Annotated in this window: 18 protein-coding genes; 4 read left to right on the top strand and 14 right to left on the bottom strand. The window is 60.0% G+C overall.

The window, feature by feature from the left end; all coding sequences use genetic code 11:
- Positions 1-91: 91 nt before the first annotated feature.
- Together DFP86_RS18395 and DFP86_RS18390 are read left to right on the top strand one after the other, a co-directional pair.
- Positions 92-529 carry a type II toxin-antitoxin system RatA family toxin gene (locus DFP86_RS18395; RefSeq protein WP_133684031.1) on the top strand — a complete coding sequence of 146 codons (438 nt, stop codon included), beginning with the start codon at positions 92-94 and terminating at the stop codon, positions 527-529.
- Positions 522-806 carry an RnfH family protein gene (locus DFP86_RS18390; RefSeq protein ID WP_133684029.1) on the top strand — a complete coding sequence of 95 codons (285 nt, stop codon included), beginning with the start codon at positions 522-524 and terminating at the stop codon, positions 804-806. The genes DFP86_RS18395 and DFP86_RS18390 overlap by 8 nt, the downstream gene beginning before the upstream one ends.
- Positions 807-872: 66 nt before the next feature.
- Here DFP86_RS18390 and DFP86_RS18385 read toward each other — a convergent pair whose 3' ends face one another.
- The 5 genes from DFP86_RS18385 to DFP86_RS18365 all read right to left on the bottom strand — a co-directional run bounded on the left by DFP86_RS18385 (position 873) and on the right by DFP86_RS18365 (position 7,116).
- Entirely contained in the window at positions 873-2,663 is a 1,791-nt protein-coding gene (locus tag DFP86_RS18385; protein ID WP_133684028.1) for a GGDEF domain-containing protein, read from the bottom strand.
- Positions 2,664-2,738: 75 nt separating this feature from the next.
- Positions 2,739-3,029, bottom strand: coding sequence for a cell division protein FtsB (gene ftsB / locus DFP86_RS18380; protein ID WP_133684026.1), 291 nt, complete (start codon positions 3,027-3,029; stop codon positions 2,739-2,741).
- A 12-nt stretch (positions 3,030-3,041) separates the two neighbouring features.
- On the bottom strand, positions 3,042-4,325 hold the full coding sequence (gene eno / locus DFP86_RS18375) for a phosphopyruvate hydratase (RefSeq protein ID WP_133684023.1): 1,284 nt from the start codon (positions 4,323-4,325) through the stop codon (positions 3,042-3,044).
- Between the two features lie 172 nt (positions 4,326-4,497).
- The gene (locus tag DFP86_RS18370; protein WP_133684021.1) at positions 4,498-6,144 is read right to left on the bottom strand and encodes a CTP synthase; all 1,647 of its coding nucleotides are present in this window, start codon (positions 6,142-6,144) and stop codon (positions 4,498-4,500) included.
- 168 nt (positions 6,145-6,312) lie between these two features.
- A complete protein-coding gene (locus DFP86_RS18365) occupies positions 6,313-7,116 on the bottom strand; it encodes a calcium-binding protein (protein ID WP_133684019.1) in 804 nt (267 codons plus the stop codon).
- Between the two features lie 436 nt (positions 7,117-7,552).
- Here DFP86_RS18365 and rpmB point away from each other — a divergent pair, with 436 nt between their 5' ends.
- The gene (gene rpmB, locus DFP86_RS18360) at positions 7,553-7,786 is read left to right on the top strand and encodes a 50S ribosomal protein L28 (protein ID WP_133684017.1); all 234 of its coding nucleotides are present in this window, start codon (positions 7,553-7,555) and stop codon (positions 7,784-7,786) included.
- 35 nt (positions 7,787-7,821) lie between these two features.
- Positions 7,822-7,977 (top strand): 50S ribosomal protein L33, encoded by a 156-nt coding sequence (rpmG, locus tag DFP86_RS18355; RefSeq protein ID WP_133684015.1) that lies wholly within the window; start codon positions 7,822-7,824, stop codon positions 7,975-7,977.
- Positions 7,978-8,130: 153 nt separating this feature from the next.
- Here the strand turns inward: rpmG and DFP86_RS18350 are convergent, their stop codons facing one another.
- Genes DFP86_RS18350 through DFP86_RS18310 form a run of 9 tightly spaced genes read right to left on the bottom strand, consistent with a single transcriptional unit; the run spans position 8,131 to position 16,462 of the window.
- Positions 8,131-8,943 carry a uracil-DNA glycosylase gene (locus DFP86_RS18350; protein ID WP_133684013.1) on the bottom strand — a complete coding sequence of 271 codons (813 nt, stop codon included), beginning with the start codon at positions 8,941-8,943 and terminating at the stop codon, positions 8,131-8,133.
- Entirely contained in the window at positions 8,940-9,380 is a 441-nt protein-coding gene (rimI, locus tag DFP86_RS18345) for a ribosomal protein S18-alanine N-acetyltransferase (protein ID WP_133684011.1), read from the bottom strand. Before rimI ends, DFP86_RS18350 begins: the two co-directional genes overlap by 4 nt.
- The gene (tsaB, locus tag DFP86_RS18340) at positions 9,377-10,051 is read right to left on the bottom strand and encodes a tRNA (adenosine(37)-N6)-threonylcarbamoyltransferase complex dimerization subunit type 1 TsaB (protein WP_133684009.1); all 675 of its coding nucleotides are present in this window, start codon (positions 10,049-10,051) and stop codon (positions 9,377-9,379) included. The genes rimI and tsaB overlap by 4 nt, the downstream gene beginning before the upstream one ends.
- 31 nt (positions 10,052-10,082) lie before the next feature.
- Entirely contained in the window at positions 10,083-11,306 is a 1,224-nt protein-coding gene (locus DFP86_RS18335; protein WP_133684007.1) for an EAL and HDOD domain-containing protein, read from the bottom strand.
- 6 nt (positions 11,307-11,312) lie between these two features.
- Positions 11,313-13,241: a chemotaxis protein CheA gene (locus DFP86_RS18330; protein WP_133684004.1), complete on the bottom strand. Its 1,929-nt coding sequence runs from the start codon at positions 13,239-13,241 to the stop codon at positions 11,313-11,315.
- Between the two features lie 36 nt (positions 13,242-13,277).
- Complete coding sequence (cheZ, locus tag DFP86_RS18325; RefSeq protein ID WP_243729442.1) at positions 13,278-14,063, bottom strand: protein phosphatase CheZ; 786 nt, start codon at positions 14,061-14,063, stop codon at positions 13,278-13,280.
- A gap of 34 nt (positions 14,064-14,097) precedes the next feature.
- A complete protein-coding gene (gene cheY / locus DFP86_RS18320) occupies positions 14,098-14,487 on the bottom strand; it encodes a chemotaxis response regulator CheY (protein WP_133684000.1) in 390 nt (129 codons plus the stop codon).
- A 52-nt stretch (positions 14,488-14,539) separates the two neighbouring features.
- Positions 14,540-15,484, bottom strand: coding sequence for a chemotaxis protein (locus DFP86_RS18315; RefSeq protein WP_133683998.1), 945 nt, complete (start codon positions 15,482-15,484; stop codon positions 14,540-14,542).
- A 30-nt stretch (positions 15,485-15,514) separates the two neighbouring features.
- Positions 15,515-16,462 (bottom strand): chemotaxis protein, encoded by a 948-nt coding sequence (locus tag DFP86_RS18310; RefSeq protein ID WP_133683996.1) that lies wholly within the window; start codon positions 16,460-16,462, stop codon positions 15,515-15,517.
- Between the last annotated feature and the right edge of the window lie 130 nt (positions 16,463-16,592).

Raw genomic sequence — 16,592 nt, 5'->3', positions numbered from 1 at the left:
AATTCAGCGGCTTCTGGTCGGCGGACAGGCTTGATTCTTGTCTGGCCGGCGCTAAACGGGTAACGTTCAATTTTTTTGCCGTGCGTGCGCAATGAAGGTTGTCGAAAAGAATGTGCTGGTCGGGCATACCCCGAGCCAGATGTATGCGTTGGTGAACGATTTCGAACGCTACCCGGCGTTTCTTCCCTGGTGCTCGCGTGCCGAGGTGCTGTCGCGTGAGGACGGCCAGGTGCTGGCTCGTCTGCATATCGATTATTTCCGGGTCCGGCAGCATTTCTCGACACGCAATGTCTGCGTCGAGGGAGAGTCGATCACCATGTCGCTCGACGACGGTCCGTTCGAAACACTGTCCGGCAACTGGCGTTTCACGCCGCTGGGCGAACTGGGCTGCAAGATCGAGTTCAAGCTGAGCTATCAATTTTCCAGCCGCATCCTGGAAAAGCTGATCGGTCCGGTGTTCGACCATATTTCCGCATCGCTGGTCGATGCGTTCATCAAGGAAGCCGACCGGGTGTATGGCGATGACTGAGCTAATCGAGGTGGAAGTGGCCTATGCCACGCAGGCGGTACAGCGGCTGGTACCGCTCTCGGTGCCCGTTGGCACGAGTGCGGGCGAGGCGGCGGAACGCTCTGGGCTACTCGCCGAGTTCGCCGTGGCGGCGGAGGGGCTGCGCCTGGGGGTGTTCGGCAAGGCGGTGCCGGTCGAACACGTGTTGCGTGCCGGCGATCGGGTGGAGATCTACCGCCCGTTGCTGGCCGATCCGAAAGAAGTGCGCCGACGCCGGGCGCGTGCCGGCAAACCGTAGGGTGCGTTCGCGAAGCAACGCGCCAATCGTCATTGCGGGTGTGGCATTGCCTGCGGCGAATGCAACCTACGCCAACTGCCCCATCCCTTCCTCGGCGCTGCAGACTCGGTTCTTGCCGGCTAGCTTGGCCTGGTACATCGCCTGGTCGGCGCGTTCGATGACGTCGATGTCGCGTTCGCCCAGGCGCCATTGCGCCACGCCGGCGCTGAAGGTGATGACCAGGCGGTCGTTGTTGGCCAGGAAGAAGGTCTTGGTCAGTTCGCGCTGCAGGCGCCGGATGGTTTCCAGCGCTTCGTCGTGACTGGTGTCGGGCATCAGCAGGACGAACTCCTCGCCGCCGAAGCGGGCGACGACGTCGGCCGGCCGGATGTTGTTGCGGATGATGTCGACCAGGTAGATCAAGGCGTCGTCGCCGGTCAGGTGGCCGTAGTGGTCGTTGAGTTGCTTGAAGTTGTCGACGTCGATCAACGCCACGCACAAGGGGCTATGGGTGCGTTCGGTGCGACCGATTTCGCGCTGGAAGTGCTCGGCCAGGCCACGGCGGTTGTAGGCGCCGGTCAGTTGGTCTTCCTTGACCTTGGCACTGGCGGTTTCCAGGGCTTGTTCCAATTCCTTGATGCGCTGTTCGGCGGCCTCGACCTGATTGCGCGCAGTGACCAATTCGTCGCGCGAATGCGTTAGACCTTCCTGCATTTCCACTGTGTCTTCCACCAGGTCGGCGATGATGTGGTTGAGCTCGCCCACATCCGTCGTCTGCTTGATGCGCTGGCTATGCAGTGTGATCTTCTGCTGAAAGTCGTCGGTGCTGTCGGTGATGGCCGATAGGCGAGTGATGAAGCTATCGAGCAGGCTACGCAGCGAGTTGGCCGCTTCGTCCAGCGATTGCTTGAGGTTGCCTTGCTTGCGGATGACTTCGCGCAGGCTGGTTTCCAGCTGGTAGAGCTGCTGCATCGACATCGGTTGCTGCGCCAACAGTTCCTGCAGGCTGGCGACCTGGCCGAGTAGAAAGCCATCGGACTGGTTGAGTTCGGCGATGTTGTCGAGCATCAGCTTGAGCAGGCTGGAGAGACCGTTGACGAGACGGCCTTCTTGCTGCGTCTGCAGCTCGAGCTTGATCATGAAGGCGCGCAGGCGCGGCAGGTAGGCGTCCAACGCCGGGGCGTCGGCCAAGTCTTCCAGTTCGGCGATCAAGGCCTCGAGGTCTTGCTGTAGTTCCGGGCTATCCATGAGCCGCGGCTCGAGGCCATGTTTAAGGGCGTAAGCCAGTGTGCGCTGCCAGGTGATCCAGCTATCGTCCTGACATTGCGGCTGCCCGGTGCGCGCTTCCGGCTCGGCGCCGGATACGTCGTTATTGCCGCTCGATTCGCGTTGGCTGGGCGGCAACCCCCAGTTGGCGACCAGTGCGTTGAGCTTGCGATTGAGTTCTTCCGACTGATTGCCGTAGTTGATCAACACGCGCTCGAGCGCGGTCTGTTTGAAGTGTTGCGGCAGGTCGGGCACATGCCTTTCCCAGGCGCGAATCAGGTCGCCGATCAGCGTGCCCCAGCTTTGGGTCAGCTCGATGTCCTTCAGCGCTTCGCGCATGCAGTCGACCGCTAGTTGCGGGATTTGCTCCCAGTGTTCGGCGTCGGCGGCCTGCTGAAGTTTGACCAGCAACAGGCGCGATTGCACGGTGTTGACGGCCTGCGATTCGATGGCTCGCACCAGTTGCCCGGCCAGTCGCCCCTCGCGGGGTTGCGGGTTCTGGGTGAGTTCGTTGTACACCCGCTCGAAGTTTTCAGGGGTGGGAAGTAGTTTGCGCGTCGAGAGCTGCTTGAGCGTTTCGCGTGCGACTTCAATCGGATTGTTGGTCGTCATGGCCCATACCCTGGAGAACTTGTTGCCACGCATGCTCATCGGCCTTTCGGGAGAAAGGGCGGCCTCGCAAGATGGCTATTGTCGGTTTGCGCTTGCAGGGGCCAGCAACTGGAAAAATACCTCGCCGTTGCGGACCATGCCCAATTCGTTTCGGGCGCGTTCTTCAATGGCATCCGTCCCTTGCTTCAAATCCCGTACTTCGGCGTCCAGTGCAGCATTACGGGCAATCAGTTGTTGGTTGACCACCCGTTGCTGCTGTAACTGGCGATCCAGCTGCCAGACCCTGAACCAACTGCCCTTGCCAAGCCAAAGCGGCCATTGAAGAGCAACGAGCAGTGTTATCAGGGTCACGGTCAGCCAGCGCATATTTTATTTATATTATTTGATTTGATAAAAAGCTGTGCGGCCCGGGTAGGTCGCGGCATCGCCGAGTTCTTCTTCGATGCGCAGCAGTTGGTTGTACTTGGCCATGCGATCGGAGCGCGACAGCGATCCGGTCTTGATTTGCATGCAGTTAGTGGCCACGGCCAGGTCGGCGATGGTGCTGTCCTCGGTTTCGCCCGAACGGTGGCTCATAACGCTGGTATAGCCCGAACGCTTGGCCAGGTCGACCGCCTTCAGGGTTTCGGACAGGGTGCCGATCTGGTTGACCTTGACCAGGAGCGAGTTGGCGATACCTTGGCGGATGCCTTCGGCCAGAATGGTCGGGTTGGTGACGTAGATATCGTCGCCCACCAGTTGGACGCGTTTGCCCAGACGATCGGTCAGCGCCTTCCAGCCTGCCCAGTCGTGCTCGCTCATGCCGTCTTCGATGGAGATGATCGGGTATTGATCGACCAGCTTTTCCAGGTAGTCGACGAACTGTTCCGACGAAAGGGCCAGGCCTTCGGCGGTCAGGTGGTAATGGCCGTCGCGGTAGAATTCGCTGGATGCGCAATCGAGCGCCAGCATGACGTCCTGGCCGGCGATGTAGCCTGCGGCGTCCACGGCTTCGAGGATCAACAGGATGGCTTCTTCGTGCGAGGCCAGGTTCGGCGCGAAGCCGCCCTCGTCGCCGACGGTGGTGGCGAAGCCCTTGTCGTTGCAGATCTTCTTCAGGTGGTGGAAGATCTCCGCGCCGCAGCGCAGCGCTTCGCGGAAGCTTTGCGCGCCCACCGGCATGATCATGAATTCCTGGATGTCCAGGGTGTTGTTGGCATGCGCGCCGCCGTTGATGACGTTCATCATCGGTACCGGCAGCGACATCGGACCGGCGCCGCCCAGATAGCGGTACAGCGGCAGGCCGGCGTCTTCAGCCGCGGCGCGGGCCACGGCCATGGAGACGGCCAGGGTGGCATTGGCGCCCAGGCGGCCCTTGTTGTCGGTGCCGTCGAGCTCGATCATGGTCTTGTCGATGAAGGCTTGGTCGTTGGCGTCGAGGCCGATGATGGCTTCGCAGATTTCGGTGTTGATGTGCTCGACCGCTTTGAGCACACCCTTACCGAGATAGCGGCTCTTGTCGCCGTCGCGCAGCTCCAGCGCTTCCTTCTCGCCGGTCGAGGCGCCGGACGGCACCGCGGCACGGCCCATCACGCCGGATTCGAGCAATACATCGGCTTCTACCGTCGGATTGCCGCGGGAATCTAGGATCTCCCGCGCTACCACATCAATGATCGAACTCATAGTGTTATACCTATCCTGGTTTGGTTGATTTTATTGCCCCCGAAAGGGCGGGTCATGCAAAACGACAAAAACAAAATCAGCGATAGCGCTCAGGGAAAGGGACGGCCGCGGCCGTCGAATCGATTGCGTATTCGGTGCGGAGGCCGGGCGATGCCCGGCCCCTTTAGCCATTTTATCCCCGGCTTCCGTTCTTTTCTGCCTTATAGGTCAGGGCAGCTTGAATATAGGCGATAAACAGCGGATGGCCATCGCGCGGCGTCGAAGTGAATTCCGGGTGGAATTGGCAACCGAAGAACCAGCGATGTTCGGCGAGTTCGACGGTTTCGACCAGACGCTCGCGACCGGCGGACAGGCCGCTGATCTTGAGCCCGGCGGCTTCGAGGCGTTGGACGTAGTAGTTGTTGACTTCGTAGCGGTGGCGATGGCGTTCGACGATCTGTTCGGCGCCATATACCCGTGCCGCCAGCGAGCCGGGTACCAGGTCGCATTGCTGGCCGCCCAGGCGCATGGTTCCGCCCAGGTTGGAGTTCTCGTCGCGAGTCTCGATCTTGCCGTCGTGGTTGACCCACTCGTCGATCAGCGCCACGACCGGGAATTCGGTGTCGGGATTGAATTCGGTCGAGTTGGCGCCGGTCATGCCGGCCATGTCGCGCGCGTATTCGATCAGTGCGATCTGCATGCCCAGGCAGATGCCCAGATAGGGAATATTGTTTTCCCGTGCGAAGCGCACCGCCTTGATCTTGCCCTCGACGCCGCGTTTGCCGAAACCGCCGGGCACCAGAATGGCGTCCATGCTGGAGAGCGACTCGGCGCCGTCGCGTTCGATCTCTTCCGAGTCGATGTAATGGATGTTGACCTGGCTCTTGGTGTGCACGCCGGCGTGCTTGAGCGCCTCGGACAACGACTTATAGGATTCCGTCAGATCGACGTATTTGCCGACCATGGCGATGTCGACGCTGTCGGTCGGGTGTTCGATGGCGTCGACGATGCGATCCCAGGCGGACAAGTCGGCCTGCGGGAGCGTGAGCTGTAGTTGTTCGCTGATGATGTCGTCGATGCCCTGGGCGTGCAGCATGCTCGGCACTTTGTAGATCGAGTCGGCGTCGTAGCAACCGATGACGGCCTGTTCTTCCACGTTGCAGAACAGGGCGATCTTACGCCGCTCGTCTTCCGGCAGTTCGCGATCCATACGGCACAGCAGGACGTCCGGCTGAATGCCGATCTCGCGCAGTTCTTTGACGGAGTGCTGAGTGGGCTTGGTCTTGATCTCGCCGGCCGTTGCGATGTACGGCACATAGGAGAGATGCACATAGAGGGTGTTCTTGCGCCCCAGTTGGGTGCGCATCTGACGGATGGCCTCAAGGAAGGGCAGCGACTCGATGTCGCCGACCGTACCGCCGATTTCGACGATCGCCACATCGGCGCCGTTCGCACCTTCGTTGACCTTCAGCTTGATTTCGTCGGTGATGTGCGGAATGACCTGCACCGTACCGCCAAGGTAGTCGCCGCGGCGCTCCTTGGTGATGACCGATTCGTAGACTTGGCCAGTGGTGAAGTTGTTGCTTTTCTTCATCTTGGCGTGGATGAAGCGCTCGTAGTGCCCCAAGTCGAGGTCGGTTTCCGCACCGTCTTCGGTGACGAATACCTCGCCATGCTGGAACGGGCTCATGGTGCCCGGATCGACGTTGATATAGGGATCGAGCTTCAGCATGGTGACTTTTAGCCCGCGCGATTCGAGAATGGCGGCGATGGACGCGGCAGCGATGCCCTTGCCAAGGGAAGAGACCACGCCGCCGGTAACGAAGATGAACTTGGTCATGGATCTGCGACTCTGTTGGAATCCGGGATTGTACCCTGAAAGTGGGGAAAATTTGAACCGTCTCGATTCGGGAATGTCGCTTGGATCGCTGAAAAGCCCGCTTGATACGCGGGCGATCTGTCTCCATTGCCTATCCGTGCCTTGGAAAACCGGCTGGCAAAACTTGGCTTATGGCATACCGGTGCTTGCGGGCTGCGACAGGAAGCGCTGCAGTTCCTCGGTCGGAGAGGGCGACATCCATTCGCTGAGGTGGACGATGGGGGGTGCCGGAGCGAAATGCGCCTCGACGGGAAGGGGCGTCTGGCCGAGGAAGTCCAACACGTCCTGGACCCATGTGCCGCCACCGATGTTGTCGTCGCCGGCTGGCTCCGACAGCTTGGCGAGCATCGTGTCCAGGTTCCAACTGGTGGTTGCGTCGTGAAAAACAATGACCTCCACGCCACGGTTGAAGCCCGTGTAGTCCTCGCCGCGGAACATGTCCTTGAGCGTGACCGAACCGCCGTCATTGGCGCCGGGCGAGGATTCCCTGATGTGCACGATGTAGTCGTTGCCATTGCGCGCGACAGTCACCTCGTCCGGGTGAATGCCTTTGAGTTCCAAGTAATCAAAGCCCCCGTCCCGGTTTTCGATAATGGTGTCGTGGCCATCGCCGCGGTAATAGTAGTATTTGTCGTTTCCCGAACCTCCGGCGAGTACGTCGTTACCCAGGCCACCCTTCAGAATGTCGGGGCTGCTGAAACCGTTGATGGTGTCGTCGCCATCGGTTGAGGCCATGCTGAGCAGCTTCCTGCGTACGTCGGCCTCGTTTGCGCCGGAGAGAGTCCAGCGCTGGCCGTCGATGACGACGACGACGCCGTCGCCGGCATCGGCGCCGGAGGTGTTGTCGGCCTTTGCGAACGTGGCCCGCTTCGTGCGCAAGCCTGAAGAAGATTGTGTCGCGTCGGCGCTGCTGGCTGGGATATGGGTTTCCATTTGTTTTTTTCCTTGTGCGAGATGTTGTTTGCATGCGCGGTCAACCGGAAGTCGGATTGGCTCACCGAGCGGCTGTCAATTTGGGTGGCGCGTGCACAGCCCGTCAACGCACTAAAATCGGAAAAGTCATTAACTGTCTTGAGAAGAATCTTCTGCCGTCGGAGAAATAGGCCGACGATGTCGGGGTGTGCGGCAAGGGAGGGGGCTGACGCTGGATGGCGCTCGTGCGGGCATGCCACAAATATGCGACATGGGCGGCCTCTTTCGTGCAGAGGATTCGACTTGAATGCCGAATTGAGGGTATACTGCGCAATTCATCCATTTAAATAACGCGACGCCGCATTGCCCCGAATATTGGGCACAAGGCGTGCACTGGCTTGAATATAACGCAGATTTTGTGGTATAAAGCCAGTTTTACCGGTTTTGGGAGTTCAACATGGCGCGTGTTTGCAAAGTCACCGGCAAGCGTCCGATGACCGGGAACAACGTTTCCCACGCCAACAACAAAACGAAACGTCGTTTTCTGCCGAACCTGCAATATCGCAAGTTCTGGGTAGAAAGCGAAAACCGCTGGATCCGCCTGCGCATCTCCAATGCTGCGCTGCGCACGATCGATAAGCTGGGCATCGATGCTGTCCTGGCAGATCTGCGCGCTCGCGGCGAGATCTGATTCGGCGACAACACGGATAGCGACTGAGGTATACCATGCGCGACAAGATTAAGCTGGAATCGACTGCCGGCACTGGCCATTTCTACACCACCTCCAAGAACAAGCGCACCATGCCGGAAAAGATGGAGATCAAGAAGTTCGATCCCGTCGCCCGCAAGCATGTTCTGTACAAGGAAACCAAGCTGAAGTAAGCCTGGCTCCGGTGACGTGGCACACATGAAAAACCCTTCGAAATCGAAGGGTTTTTTGTTTTTTGCACTTGTTGCATTGCCTGCGGCGAATGCAACCTACGCCAATGTACGTTTCATGAGTAGGGTGCGTTCGCGAAGCAACGCACCATCCCGCTACGCCAACGTGCGTTTCGCCAGTACCCAGTCTTGCCAGGCCTTGGATTTATCGGGTGGATTGCGCAGCAGGTAGGCCGGGTGATAGCTGACGATCAGCGGATGGCCTTGGTAATCGTGCACTTTGCCGCGTAAGCGGCTGATGCTCAGTTCGGTCTGCAACAGGGTTTGCGCGGCGAACCGGCCCAGCGCCAAGATAATGTCGGGCTGGATGTGGGCGATCTGCTGCAGCAGGTATGGCTGGCAGGCGGCGATTTCGTCGCCCGCTGGGTTGCGGTTGCCCGGTGGGCGGCATTTCAGCACATTGGCGATGAAAACGTCGTCCTGCGGCGAGAGTCCGGCCGCGGCCAGCATGTTGTCGAGCAGCTTTCCTGCCCGTCCGACGAAGGGTTGGCCTTGTCGATCTTCCTGCTCTCCCGGGGCTTCGCCCACGATCATCCAACGTGCGTGGCGGTTGCCGCGACCGAACACCGGTTGAGTACGGGTGTTGCAGAGGCGGCACAGCTGGCACGAGCGCACGGCGCTCTCGAGCGCCTCCCAGCTTGGTTGCTCGGTCGACGACGGCGCGACGTTTGGCGCGGGCTGCTGGGTAAAGTCGCTTGCCGGCGGACTGGCGGGCTCGGGGGAGGGCATGGCGACCGCCATGTCCTGTTCTTGGGATGCGCACTCGATCATGGGGAGCGGCGCGGGCGCCTCGATCTGGGCGGGCGCCTGCAGCCAACTGCTGGCCGGATGCGCGGCGAGCCGCGCGTCGCGGACTTGCCAGATCGGCCCGAGTCCAAGTGCTTCGACGATCTGCGGCTTGCGGCTCACAGCTGAATCTCCATCAGAATGGCATGTTCCCGACCGGTTGCGGTCGGGTAGTAGTGCTTTCGCAACCCCGTTTCGACGAAGCCGCGGTGCTGGTACAAGCTCCGGGCTGCCCGGTTGCTCTCGCGCACCTCCAGGAAGACTCGGTGGGCGCCGAACTGGCGAAGCTGTGTCAGCAGTTCATCGAGCAACTGGCGTCCCCAGCCCTGGCCTTGATGAGTGGGGTCGATGGCGATGTTGAGAATTTCGGCCTCGTTCAATACCAACATGGCGAATGCCTGGCCGCACACCGTGTCGTCCTGCGTCATGACCAGGCAGAGATGGCCGGCGAGTAGCGAATCGCGATACTGCCCTATACGCCAGGGGTGCGCGGTGGCGCGTGCTTCCAGCGCCGCCATCTCCTCGACGTCGCCGGGTTTACCGGCGCGAAAGGCGATCATTTGCGCAGCGCCTGTTGTTCTTGGCTCGTCAATGCCACCTTGTCGCGCACATAGAGCAGGCTGGCCTCGCGCGCGTGGGTGGACGGGTAGCGACCGCTTGCGGCCAGTCGGATCAGATGGGTTGCGGCCGGCACGACCTGGTCGTCGACCGAAGCGAGTTGTGCCGCCAGGCGTTCTGTCAGCGCTTGACGGTATTGGCGGAATCCGGAGCCCACGCCGACCCAGTCGCACGCTTGGTCGGGGAGTGCGACATCTTCGGGGTTTTGCAGGGTGATCGGCGTCAGGCGTTGCCAGTGCTCGGTATCGTAGCAGGCGCAATACACCTGCTGCATGCGCGCATCCAGGCAAACCAGCACGCGCCCCCGTGCCTGGATCGCCATGGCGTCGAGCGTTGGAATGGCGATCACCGGCAAGTCGGCGGAGAACGCCAGGCCCTGGGCCAGGCCGCAGGCGATGCGCAGCCCGGTGAACGAGCCGGGGCCCTGGCCGAAAATCACGCTATCCAATTGCGATAGGCTGACGCCCATGTCGTCGAGCAATCGCCGTACGCCAGGCAGCGCACGCTCGGCGTGCGCCTGTCCGGCCGGTTCGTGCAGTACCGTCAGTTGTCCCTGCCACTGCAGTGCGAGCGACAGGAAGTCGGTGGAAGTGTCGATGGCCAGGCAGTTCATCAGCGCGCTCGAGTCGGGTCGGAACCGGGCATTATAAGCCGAGGCCTTCTACCCAGGCCAGCGCGGAGGTGTGGGCCAGGTTGAAACGCTCGCTGTTCAAGCCGAGTTCGGTACACAGTTCCGGGACTTCGGCCAACGATAGTTCCTCGCAGGCTCGCGCCAAGCGCAGATAAGGCGTGTAGTCGCTATCTCCGCCCAGTAGCGCCGCCTTGATGGTCTCGGGCAGATGCATGTGCGCGATGACGGCATCCATCGGCATGTCGAACAGTACGTTCAGCAGACTGAACATGCCGGTGATGAACAGATTGTCGCAGGTTTCCGGCGATAAGCCCTTGCCCTGACCCAGTAGCTCCATCAGACGGCCGCGGGTGACCACGGTTTTCTGCAGCGCCGGCGGCACGGCATCGCCGTCGTCGGCGGTGATCAGCAGCAAGGTCAGCCAACGGTATAGCTTCTTGTAACCCAGCACAGTCACGGCATGCGCGAAAGAGGTGATGGAGGTATTCAGGCCGGCCGCTGCCGAATTGACATAGCGCAGTAGTTTGAACGACAAGGCGACGTCGCGCTTGAGTACATCTTCCAGTGCGCGTATGTCCGCATCCTGACGCAGCAAATTGAGCAGTGTCAGCGTGTTGGCAAAGGTCGCATTGATGACCTTGGCGGACAGTGTTTCCGGCCGGGCGAAGTAAAAGCCTTGGAAGCCGTCCAGCCCCAGGTCGTGGCAACGATGGAATTGCTCGCGGGTTTCGACGCGCTCGGCAATGCGGCTGACCGGGAAGCTGCGCAGGCGTGCGGCGCACATCTGGAAATCGTTGGCAGGCGTGTCCTGCACATCGAGTTTGACGTAGCTCGCATGTTCGAGGAAGGCTGCCGATGGCGCCTCGAAGCGGAACTTATCCAGCGCGATGCTGAAGCCCATCGAGCGCAAGTGGCGCACGCGCGACTGTAGTTCGGCACTGAGCGGGATATCCGGCGGAATTTCCAGGATGATGCGGCGCGGCGGCAATAGTTCGAGGAAATCGCTCGTGAGCATCTCCTCGCCGACATTGATGAAGGCGAGCTTATTGCCGACCAGCCAGCTCGTGCCCATGTGGTTCAGCGTGTTGACCAGAACCTGGGTATCGGCTTCGAGAATGGCGGTCGGACCGGCGGCATCGGCCACGGCCGTGGGACGAAAAAGCAGCTCATAACCTATGAGCTGCTGATTTCGGTTTAAGACGGGTTGTCTACCAATGAATGCGTTCTTTGTTGTCATGCCTGCTTATATGGAAATTAATTCTGACATTCGGGTACCGCCGCCGGCCTCGTTGGCGGACAGGAGGTCTTCCATGTCCAGCACCAGAACCACCGAGCCGTCGCCGGAAAGCGTGGCGCCGGCAACGCCTTTGGGGCGGATGTTTTGCAGCGGCTTGATCACGACATCGTCTCGACCGATGAACGAATCGATCGCCAGGATGAACGCCTTTTCCGCCGACTGCATCAGCACCCCGAAGCAGGGCTTCTGAGTCGGTTCCCAGCCGAGTAGGCCGGCCAATGTCTTCAGCGGCAGGATCTCGTCGCGAACCACGATGGTCGGCTTGCCGGAGACTTCCTGGATGGCGTCCGGATCGATGGTGATGATTTCCCGCACCATCGCCAGCGGCACTGCAAAAGCCTGGTTGCAGACGCGTACCACCAGTACCGGCAAAATCGCCAGGGTCAGCGGCAGCGAGATGCTCATGCGCGTGCCTTCGCCCGGCACCGAGCTGATGTCGATGCGGCCATTGAGCTTCTGGATGTTGGTGCGCACCACATCCATGCCGACGCCGCGGCCGGAAACGCTGGAAATCTGATCCTTGGTCGAGAAGCCGGGCAGGAAGATCAACTGCAGACACTGCTTCTCGTCCAGCGAGTTGGCCGTTTCTACGTCGATCAGGCCCTTCTCGATCGCCTTGCGACGCAGGGAGTCGGCATTCATGCCGCGGCCGTCGTCGGTAATTTCGATCAAGATATGATCGCCGACTTGTTCGGCGGTCAGTTGCACGGTCGACTGCGGCTTCTTGCCGATGGCGATCCGCTCGTTGGGCAGTTCGCAGCCATGATCGACCGCGTTGCGCACCAAGTGCACCAGCGGATCGTTCAAATCCTCGATCATGGTCTTGTCGAGTTCGGTTTCCTCGCCCGAGAGCACCAACTCCACTTCCTTGCCCAACTGACGCGCCAAATCGCGCGCCAAACGCGGGTATTTCTGGAACAGTCGGCCAATCGGCTGCATCCGGGTCTTCATGACCGCGTTTTGCAGATCCCCGACCAGCAGATCGAGCTGGCTGATCGATTCGTCGAGCGAGCGCAGCGTATTGGTATCGTGATTGCCCTGCAGGATTTCGGTACGCAGGGTGGTCAAGCGGTTCTTGGTCAGCCCGATTTCGCCGGACAGGTTGAGTACCATGTCCAGGCGTACCGTATCGATACGGATGGTGTTTTCCTGCGGCCCGCTGACGTTGCCGCCGGCCTTGGCCTGCGCCACGGTGGGCTGTGTCTTGGCGGGCGACGGCGGCGGGACGGCCGCGACCGGTGCGGGAACGGCCGCCGGTGCGACGACCTCGGCCACCGGTGCGGGAGCCGGCGCGGGCGCCGCTGCTGGTGCCGGGGCGGCCTGGGCTGCCGGCTGGCTGCCGGTCACGCTTTGATGCAGCGCGTTCCAGTCCGGTCCGCCATCCGCCGGTGCGGCGGCGGGCTGTGCAGGAGCCGGTGCCGGGGCGGCGCTGGCTGGAGCGGGTGCCGGTGCCGGTGCGGCGGCTTGTGCGCTGCTCGGGCTTTCGCCGGCCAGTACGGCGTCAAGCGCGGCCAACAGCGCCGGATCGCACGGTTGCGGCATCAGGCCTTGTCCCAGCGTGCCGAACATATCCTGCACCACGCCGGTGGCGCTGAGGATCACGTCCATCACTTCGGGCGACAGGCTCAATTCGCTGTTACGCAGTTTGTCGAACAGGTTTTCCGTGCGGTGGCACAACGTGACCATGGCTGTCACGTTGAGAAAGCCGGCACCGCCCTTGATGGTGTGGAAACCCCGAAAGATATCGTTGAGCAGGGCCTTGTCGTCTGGACGTTTTTCCAGTTCGACCAATTTGTTGTCGACGTCCGACAGCAGGTCGTTCGACTCCATCAGAAAGTCCTGCAGCAGCTCTTCCATTCCGCCGAATTCACTCATGGTGACATCCTCGTACTCAATGTCTTACGACTCTTGTTAGAACCCCAGGCTTTCAAGCAGATCGTCAACCTGCTGCTGGCTGGTCACCACATCGGTGCGCCCTTCCGGGTTGACGACCGGGCCGTTGAGCAGGCTGGTATCGACCTGGACGTGCTTCACGGTCGGCGAGTAGGCAATCAGGAACGATACCAACTCATGCTCGATACCCTTGAACATATCCATCATCTTCTTGATGACTTGGCCGGTCAGATCCTGGAAATCCTGCGCCATGACGATTTCCAGCAGTTGCGTGCTGGTCGCCTGAGTCTGTTCCGGCACCGTGGTCAAGAAGCTGCGGGTTTCCTCCGCCAGTTGCTTGAAGTCGCCGACCGACATCTGGTTGGCGAAGACCATGTTCCAGCGCTTGGCCAGCGCATCGGCTTGCGTTTCCAGGCCATCCTGAATCGGCTTGGCGATGTCGGTGGCGTTGAGCACGCGTTCCGCAGCGGTCTCGGTTAGCGTTGCGATGTAGGTGAGTCGATCCTTGGCATCCGGAAGCAACTCCACCATGCTTTCCAACGACTTGTCGTAGCCCATCGACTGCATGGCGTCATGCAGCTTGCGAGTCAATTGGCCAATCTGTTCGTACATTATTACTGGATCGACCTGGCTTGGGTCGATGGGCGCGGTCGCCGCAGGCGTCGCAGGCGACTCTACGGCGGGGGCGGCGGGCTGTGCCTGCTCGGCCGCGGTAGTGTCCTGAACTTGATGCGCGATGGAGTTGAACAACTCCTCGAGCTCTGGCGAATCGCCGTTTTCCAAGATGTGATCCGGCACGATCATTCCTCCTGATACAGGCCCCTGGTGGGTCCGGTTCTTATTTGTTCATGGTCTGGAAGATTTTGTTCATCTTCTCTTCCAGCGTCGCCGCGGTGAAAGGCTTGACGATGTAACCGCTGGCGCCCGCCATGGCCGCTTCGATAATGTTCTCCCGCTTGGCTTCGGCAGTAATCATCATGAACGGCAGTCCCTTGAGGGTGGGTTCGGACCGTACCGCCTTCAAAAGCTCAATCCCGGTCATATTGGGCATATTCCAATCCGACACCACGAAATCGTAGTGCTGGGTCTTGAGCTTGTGTAGCGCAACCTGGCCGTCCTCGGCTTCGTCCACGTTAGTGAACCCGAGCTCTTTCAGCAGGTTGCGTACAATTCGGCGCATCGTGGAAAAGTCATCCACCACGAGAAAGCGCATATTCTTGTCTGCCATCAGGGTGTATCCCGAAATTATTCAGTCAATCCAAAAACGCTAATTCTAACCATTACCTTTGCAAGAAAGGAATCAAAGTTTCTGCCAATGCCACCGGATCGAACTTGGCGACATAGGCGTCGACCCCGACGCTCGAGCCCATGGCCCGGTTGGCGTTCGAGGAGAGCGACGAGTGCATGATGACCGGAATGCCGTTGAAGCGATGATCGGATTTGATCAGTCGCGTCAGGACATAGCCGTCCATCTCCGGCATCTCGGCGTCGACCAGAATGACCTTGAGATAGTCATGCAGCGATTCGCCCTCGACCCAATTGCGCGAGGCGAACATTTGCAGGCGTTCCCAGGCTTCGCGGCCATTGGTCGCTTGCTGGAATTTGATGCCCATCTTTTCCAATACGCTGGAAATTTCCTTACGCGCCACCGCCGAGTCGTCGACGAAGAACATGTACTGATCGGTGCCGAGCTGGGCTTGCGGCACATCCGGGACGCGTGCTTCGCCGACCACGCTGGCCAGGATCTGCTCGACGTCCAGGATCGAAACCAGCTTGCCGTCTTCCAACTCTGTGATCGCCGTGATCAGATTTTGCTGCACGGCGGCGCTGGTAATCATCATATTGTCCGGCGCGCGCACCTTGTCCCAATCGACGCGAATGATGCGATCGACCGAATCGACCAGGAACGCCTGGGTGCTCTTGTTGAATTCGGTCACGATCATCGTGTCGAAACGTCGCGCCGAATTGTCCGGGCAGATGAATTTGGCCAGCGAAATCACCGGAATGATATTGCCGCGCAGCGACAGCACGCCGGTCACGCCGATCGGCATGTTGGGCGATTTGGTAATGGCGGGGGTCTGCGACACTTCGCGGACCTTGAAAACGTTGATGCCGAATGTTTCGCGCGTGCCAAGCGAGAACAGCAGGATTTCCATTTTGTTGGAACCCGCCAGCTTGGTGCGAGCATCGACAGTTGCCAGCAAGGAGGCGTCGTTGGCTGCCATCTTCTGTCCCTTCCCGATTCTGTTCGATTTTTATTCGTGAATATTCAGCATTTCGCGCAGTTTCATCGACAGCTTCTGCGGCTCGAATTTCGATACATAGGCGTCCACACCCACCGACTCGCCGAGCTTCTGGTTCGAAGCGCCGGACAAGGAGGAGTGCATCAGCACCGGAATGCCTTGGAAACGCGGGTCGCTCTTGATCATCTTGGTCAGCATATAGCCGTCCATTTCCGGCATTTCCACGTCGGTCAGCACCAGGTGCAGAATGGTGTTCAGCTTTTTACCGGCCAGGTCGGCTTGCATCGCCATGCGCTGCAGCTCTTCCCAGGCCTTGGCGCCGTTGATCGCCTGGGCAGAATGGATGTTCATGACCTCGAGCGTGCGCTCGATTTGCTTGCGCGCCACCACCGAATCGTCGGCGAAGAAAATCATTCGTTCTTCGCGGATCGGCTTGACGTTGATGTATAGGTGGGCGTCGTCGTTGAGCGTGGTTTCCGCCAGCACCTTTTCCACGTCCATCATCATCACCAGCGTACCGCCGTCCAGTTCGGTGACGGCAGTCACCAGGCCGGCCATGCGATTGGTGATCATGTCGGGTGGCATGCGCATCGCCGACCAGTCCAGGCGTAGGATGGTATCCACCGATTCGACCAGGAAGCCCTGGGTATGGCCGTTGTACTCGGTGACGATCATGATCTCGGGTTTGCTGTTGGTCACGATGCCGGAATACTTGGCCAAGTCGATCACAGGAACCAGCGAGCCGCGCAGGCTGACCATGCCTTCCACCGAGGAGGGCATTTCCGGCGCAGTGGTAATCTCGGGCGTGCGCATCACCTCGCGCACCTTGAAGACGTTGATGCCGAAAACTTCCTTGCGGTTGGTTCGCTGATCAAAACCTAGCGAAAACAGCAGGATTTCGAGTTTATTGGTACCAGCCAGCTTGGTTCGGGCATCGATTTTTTTTAGAAGCTCTGACACAGCAACCTCCGCAGCATCTTGTTGTGTGGCGTATACACTCCCTTTATACGCCAGTTATGGGGAGTTCCCGATATTTTTTAACGAATGCGCTATGGCATACGTCTAGTATACCCAGATTACGTGGTCTCAT

The sequence above is a fragment of the Paludibacterium purpuratum genome, from assembly GCF_004363805.1.
GTDB classification, from domain to species: Bacteria; Pseudomonadota; Gammaproteobacteria; order Burkholderiales; family Chromobacteriaceae; genus Paludibacterium; species Paludibacterium purpuratum.
The sequence above is the reverse complement of the archived record's forward strand: the minus strand, read 5'-3'. Positions and strand labels throughout refer to the sequence as shown.

Coding starts and splice junctions, on each gene's coding strand:
- DFP86_RS18390 (WP_133684029.1), top strand. CDS start 522: ATGACTGAGCTAATCGAGGTGGAAGTGGCCTATGCCACGCAGGCGGTA.
- rpmB (WP_133684017.1), top strand. CDS start 7,553: ATGGCGCGTGTTTGCAAAGTCACCGGCAAGCGTCCGATGACCGGGAAC.
- DFP86_RS18385 (WP_133684028.1), bottom strand. CDS start 2,663: ATGACGACCAACAATCCGATTGAAGTCGCACGCGAAACGCTCAAGCAG.
- tsaB (WP_133684009.1), bottom strand. CDS start 10,051: ATGAACTGCCTGGCCATCGACACTTCCACCGACTTCCTGTCGCTCGCA.
- rimI (WP_133684011.1), bottom strand. CDS start 9,380: ATGATCGCCTTTCGCGCCGGTAAACCCGGCGACGTCGAGGAGATGGCG.
- DFP86_RS18330 (WP_133684004.1), bottom strand. CDS start 13,241: ATGAGTGAATTCGGCGGAATGGAAGAGCTGCTGCAGGACTTTCTGATG.
- cheZ (WP_243729442.1), bottom strand. CDS start 14,063: ATGATCGTGCCGGATCACATCTTGGAAAACGGCGATTCGCCAGAGCTC.
- DFP86_RS18370 (WP_133684021.1), bottom strand. CDS start 6,144: ATGACCAAGTTCATCTTCGTTACCGGCGGCGTGGTCTCTTCCCTTGGC.
- DFP86_RS18335 (WP_133684007.1), bottom strand. CDS start 11,306: ATGACAACAAAGAACGCATTCATTGGTAGACAACCCGTCTTAAACCGA.
- ftsB (WP_133684026.1), bottom strand. CDS start 3,029: ATGCGCTGGCTGACCGTGACCCTGATAACACTGCTCGTTGCTCTTCAA.
- DFP86_RS18315 (WP_133683998.1), bottom strand. CDS start 15,484: ATGGCAGCCAACGACGCCTCCTTGCTGGCAACTGTCGATGCTCGCACC.
- DFP86_RS18365 (WP_133684019.1), bottom strand. CDS start 7,116: ATGGAAACCCATATCCCAGCCAGCAGCGCCGACGCGACACAATCTTCT.
- cheY (WP_133684000.1), bottom strand. CDS start 14,487: ATGGCAGACAAGAATATGCGCTTTCTCGTGGTGGATGACTTTTCCACG.
- eno (WP_133684023.1), bottom strand. CDS start 4,325: ATGAGTTCGATCATTGATGTGGTAGCGCGGGAGATCCTAGATTCCCGC.
- rpmG (WP_133684015.1), top strand. CDS start 7,822: ATGCGCGACAAGATTAAGCTGGAATCGACTGCCGGCACTGGCCATTTC.
- DFP86_RS18395 (WP_133684031.1), top strand. CDS start 92: ATGAAGGTTGTCGAAAAGAATGTGCTGGTCGGGCATACCCCGAGCCAG.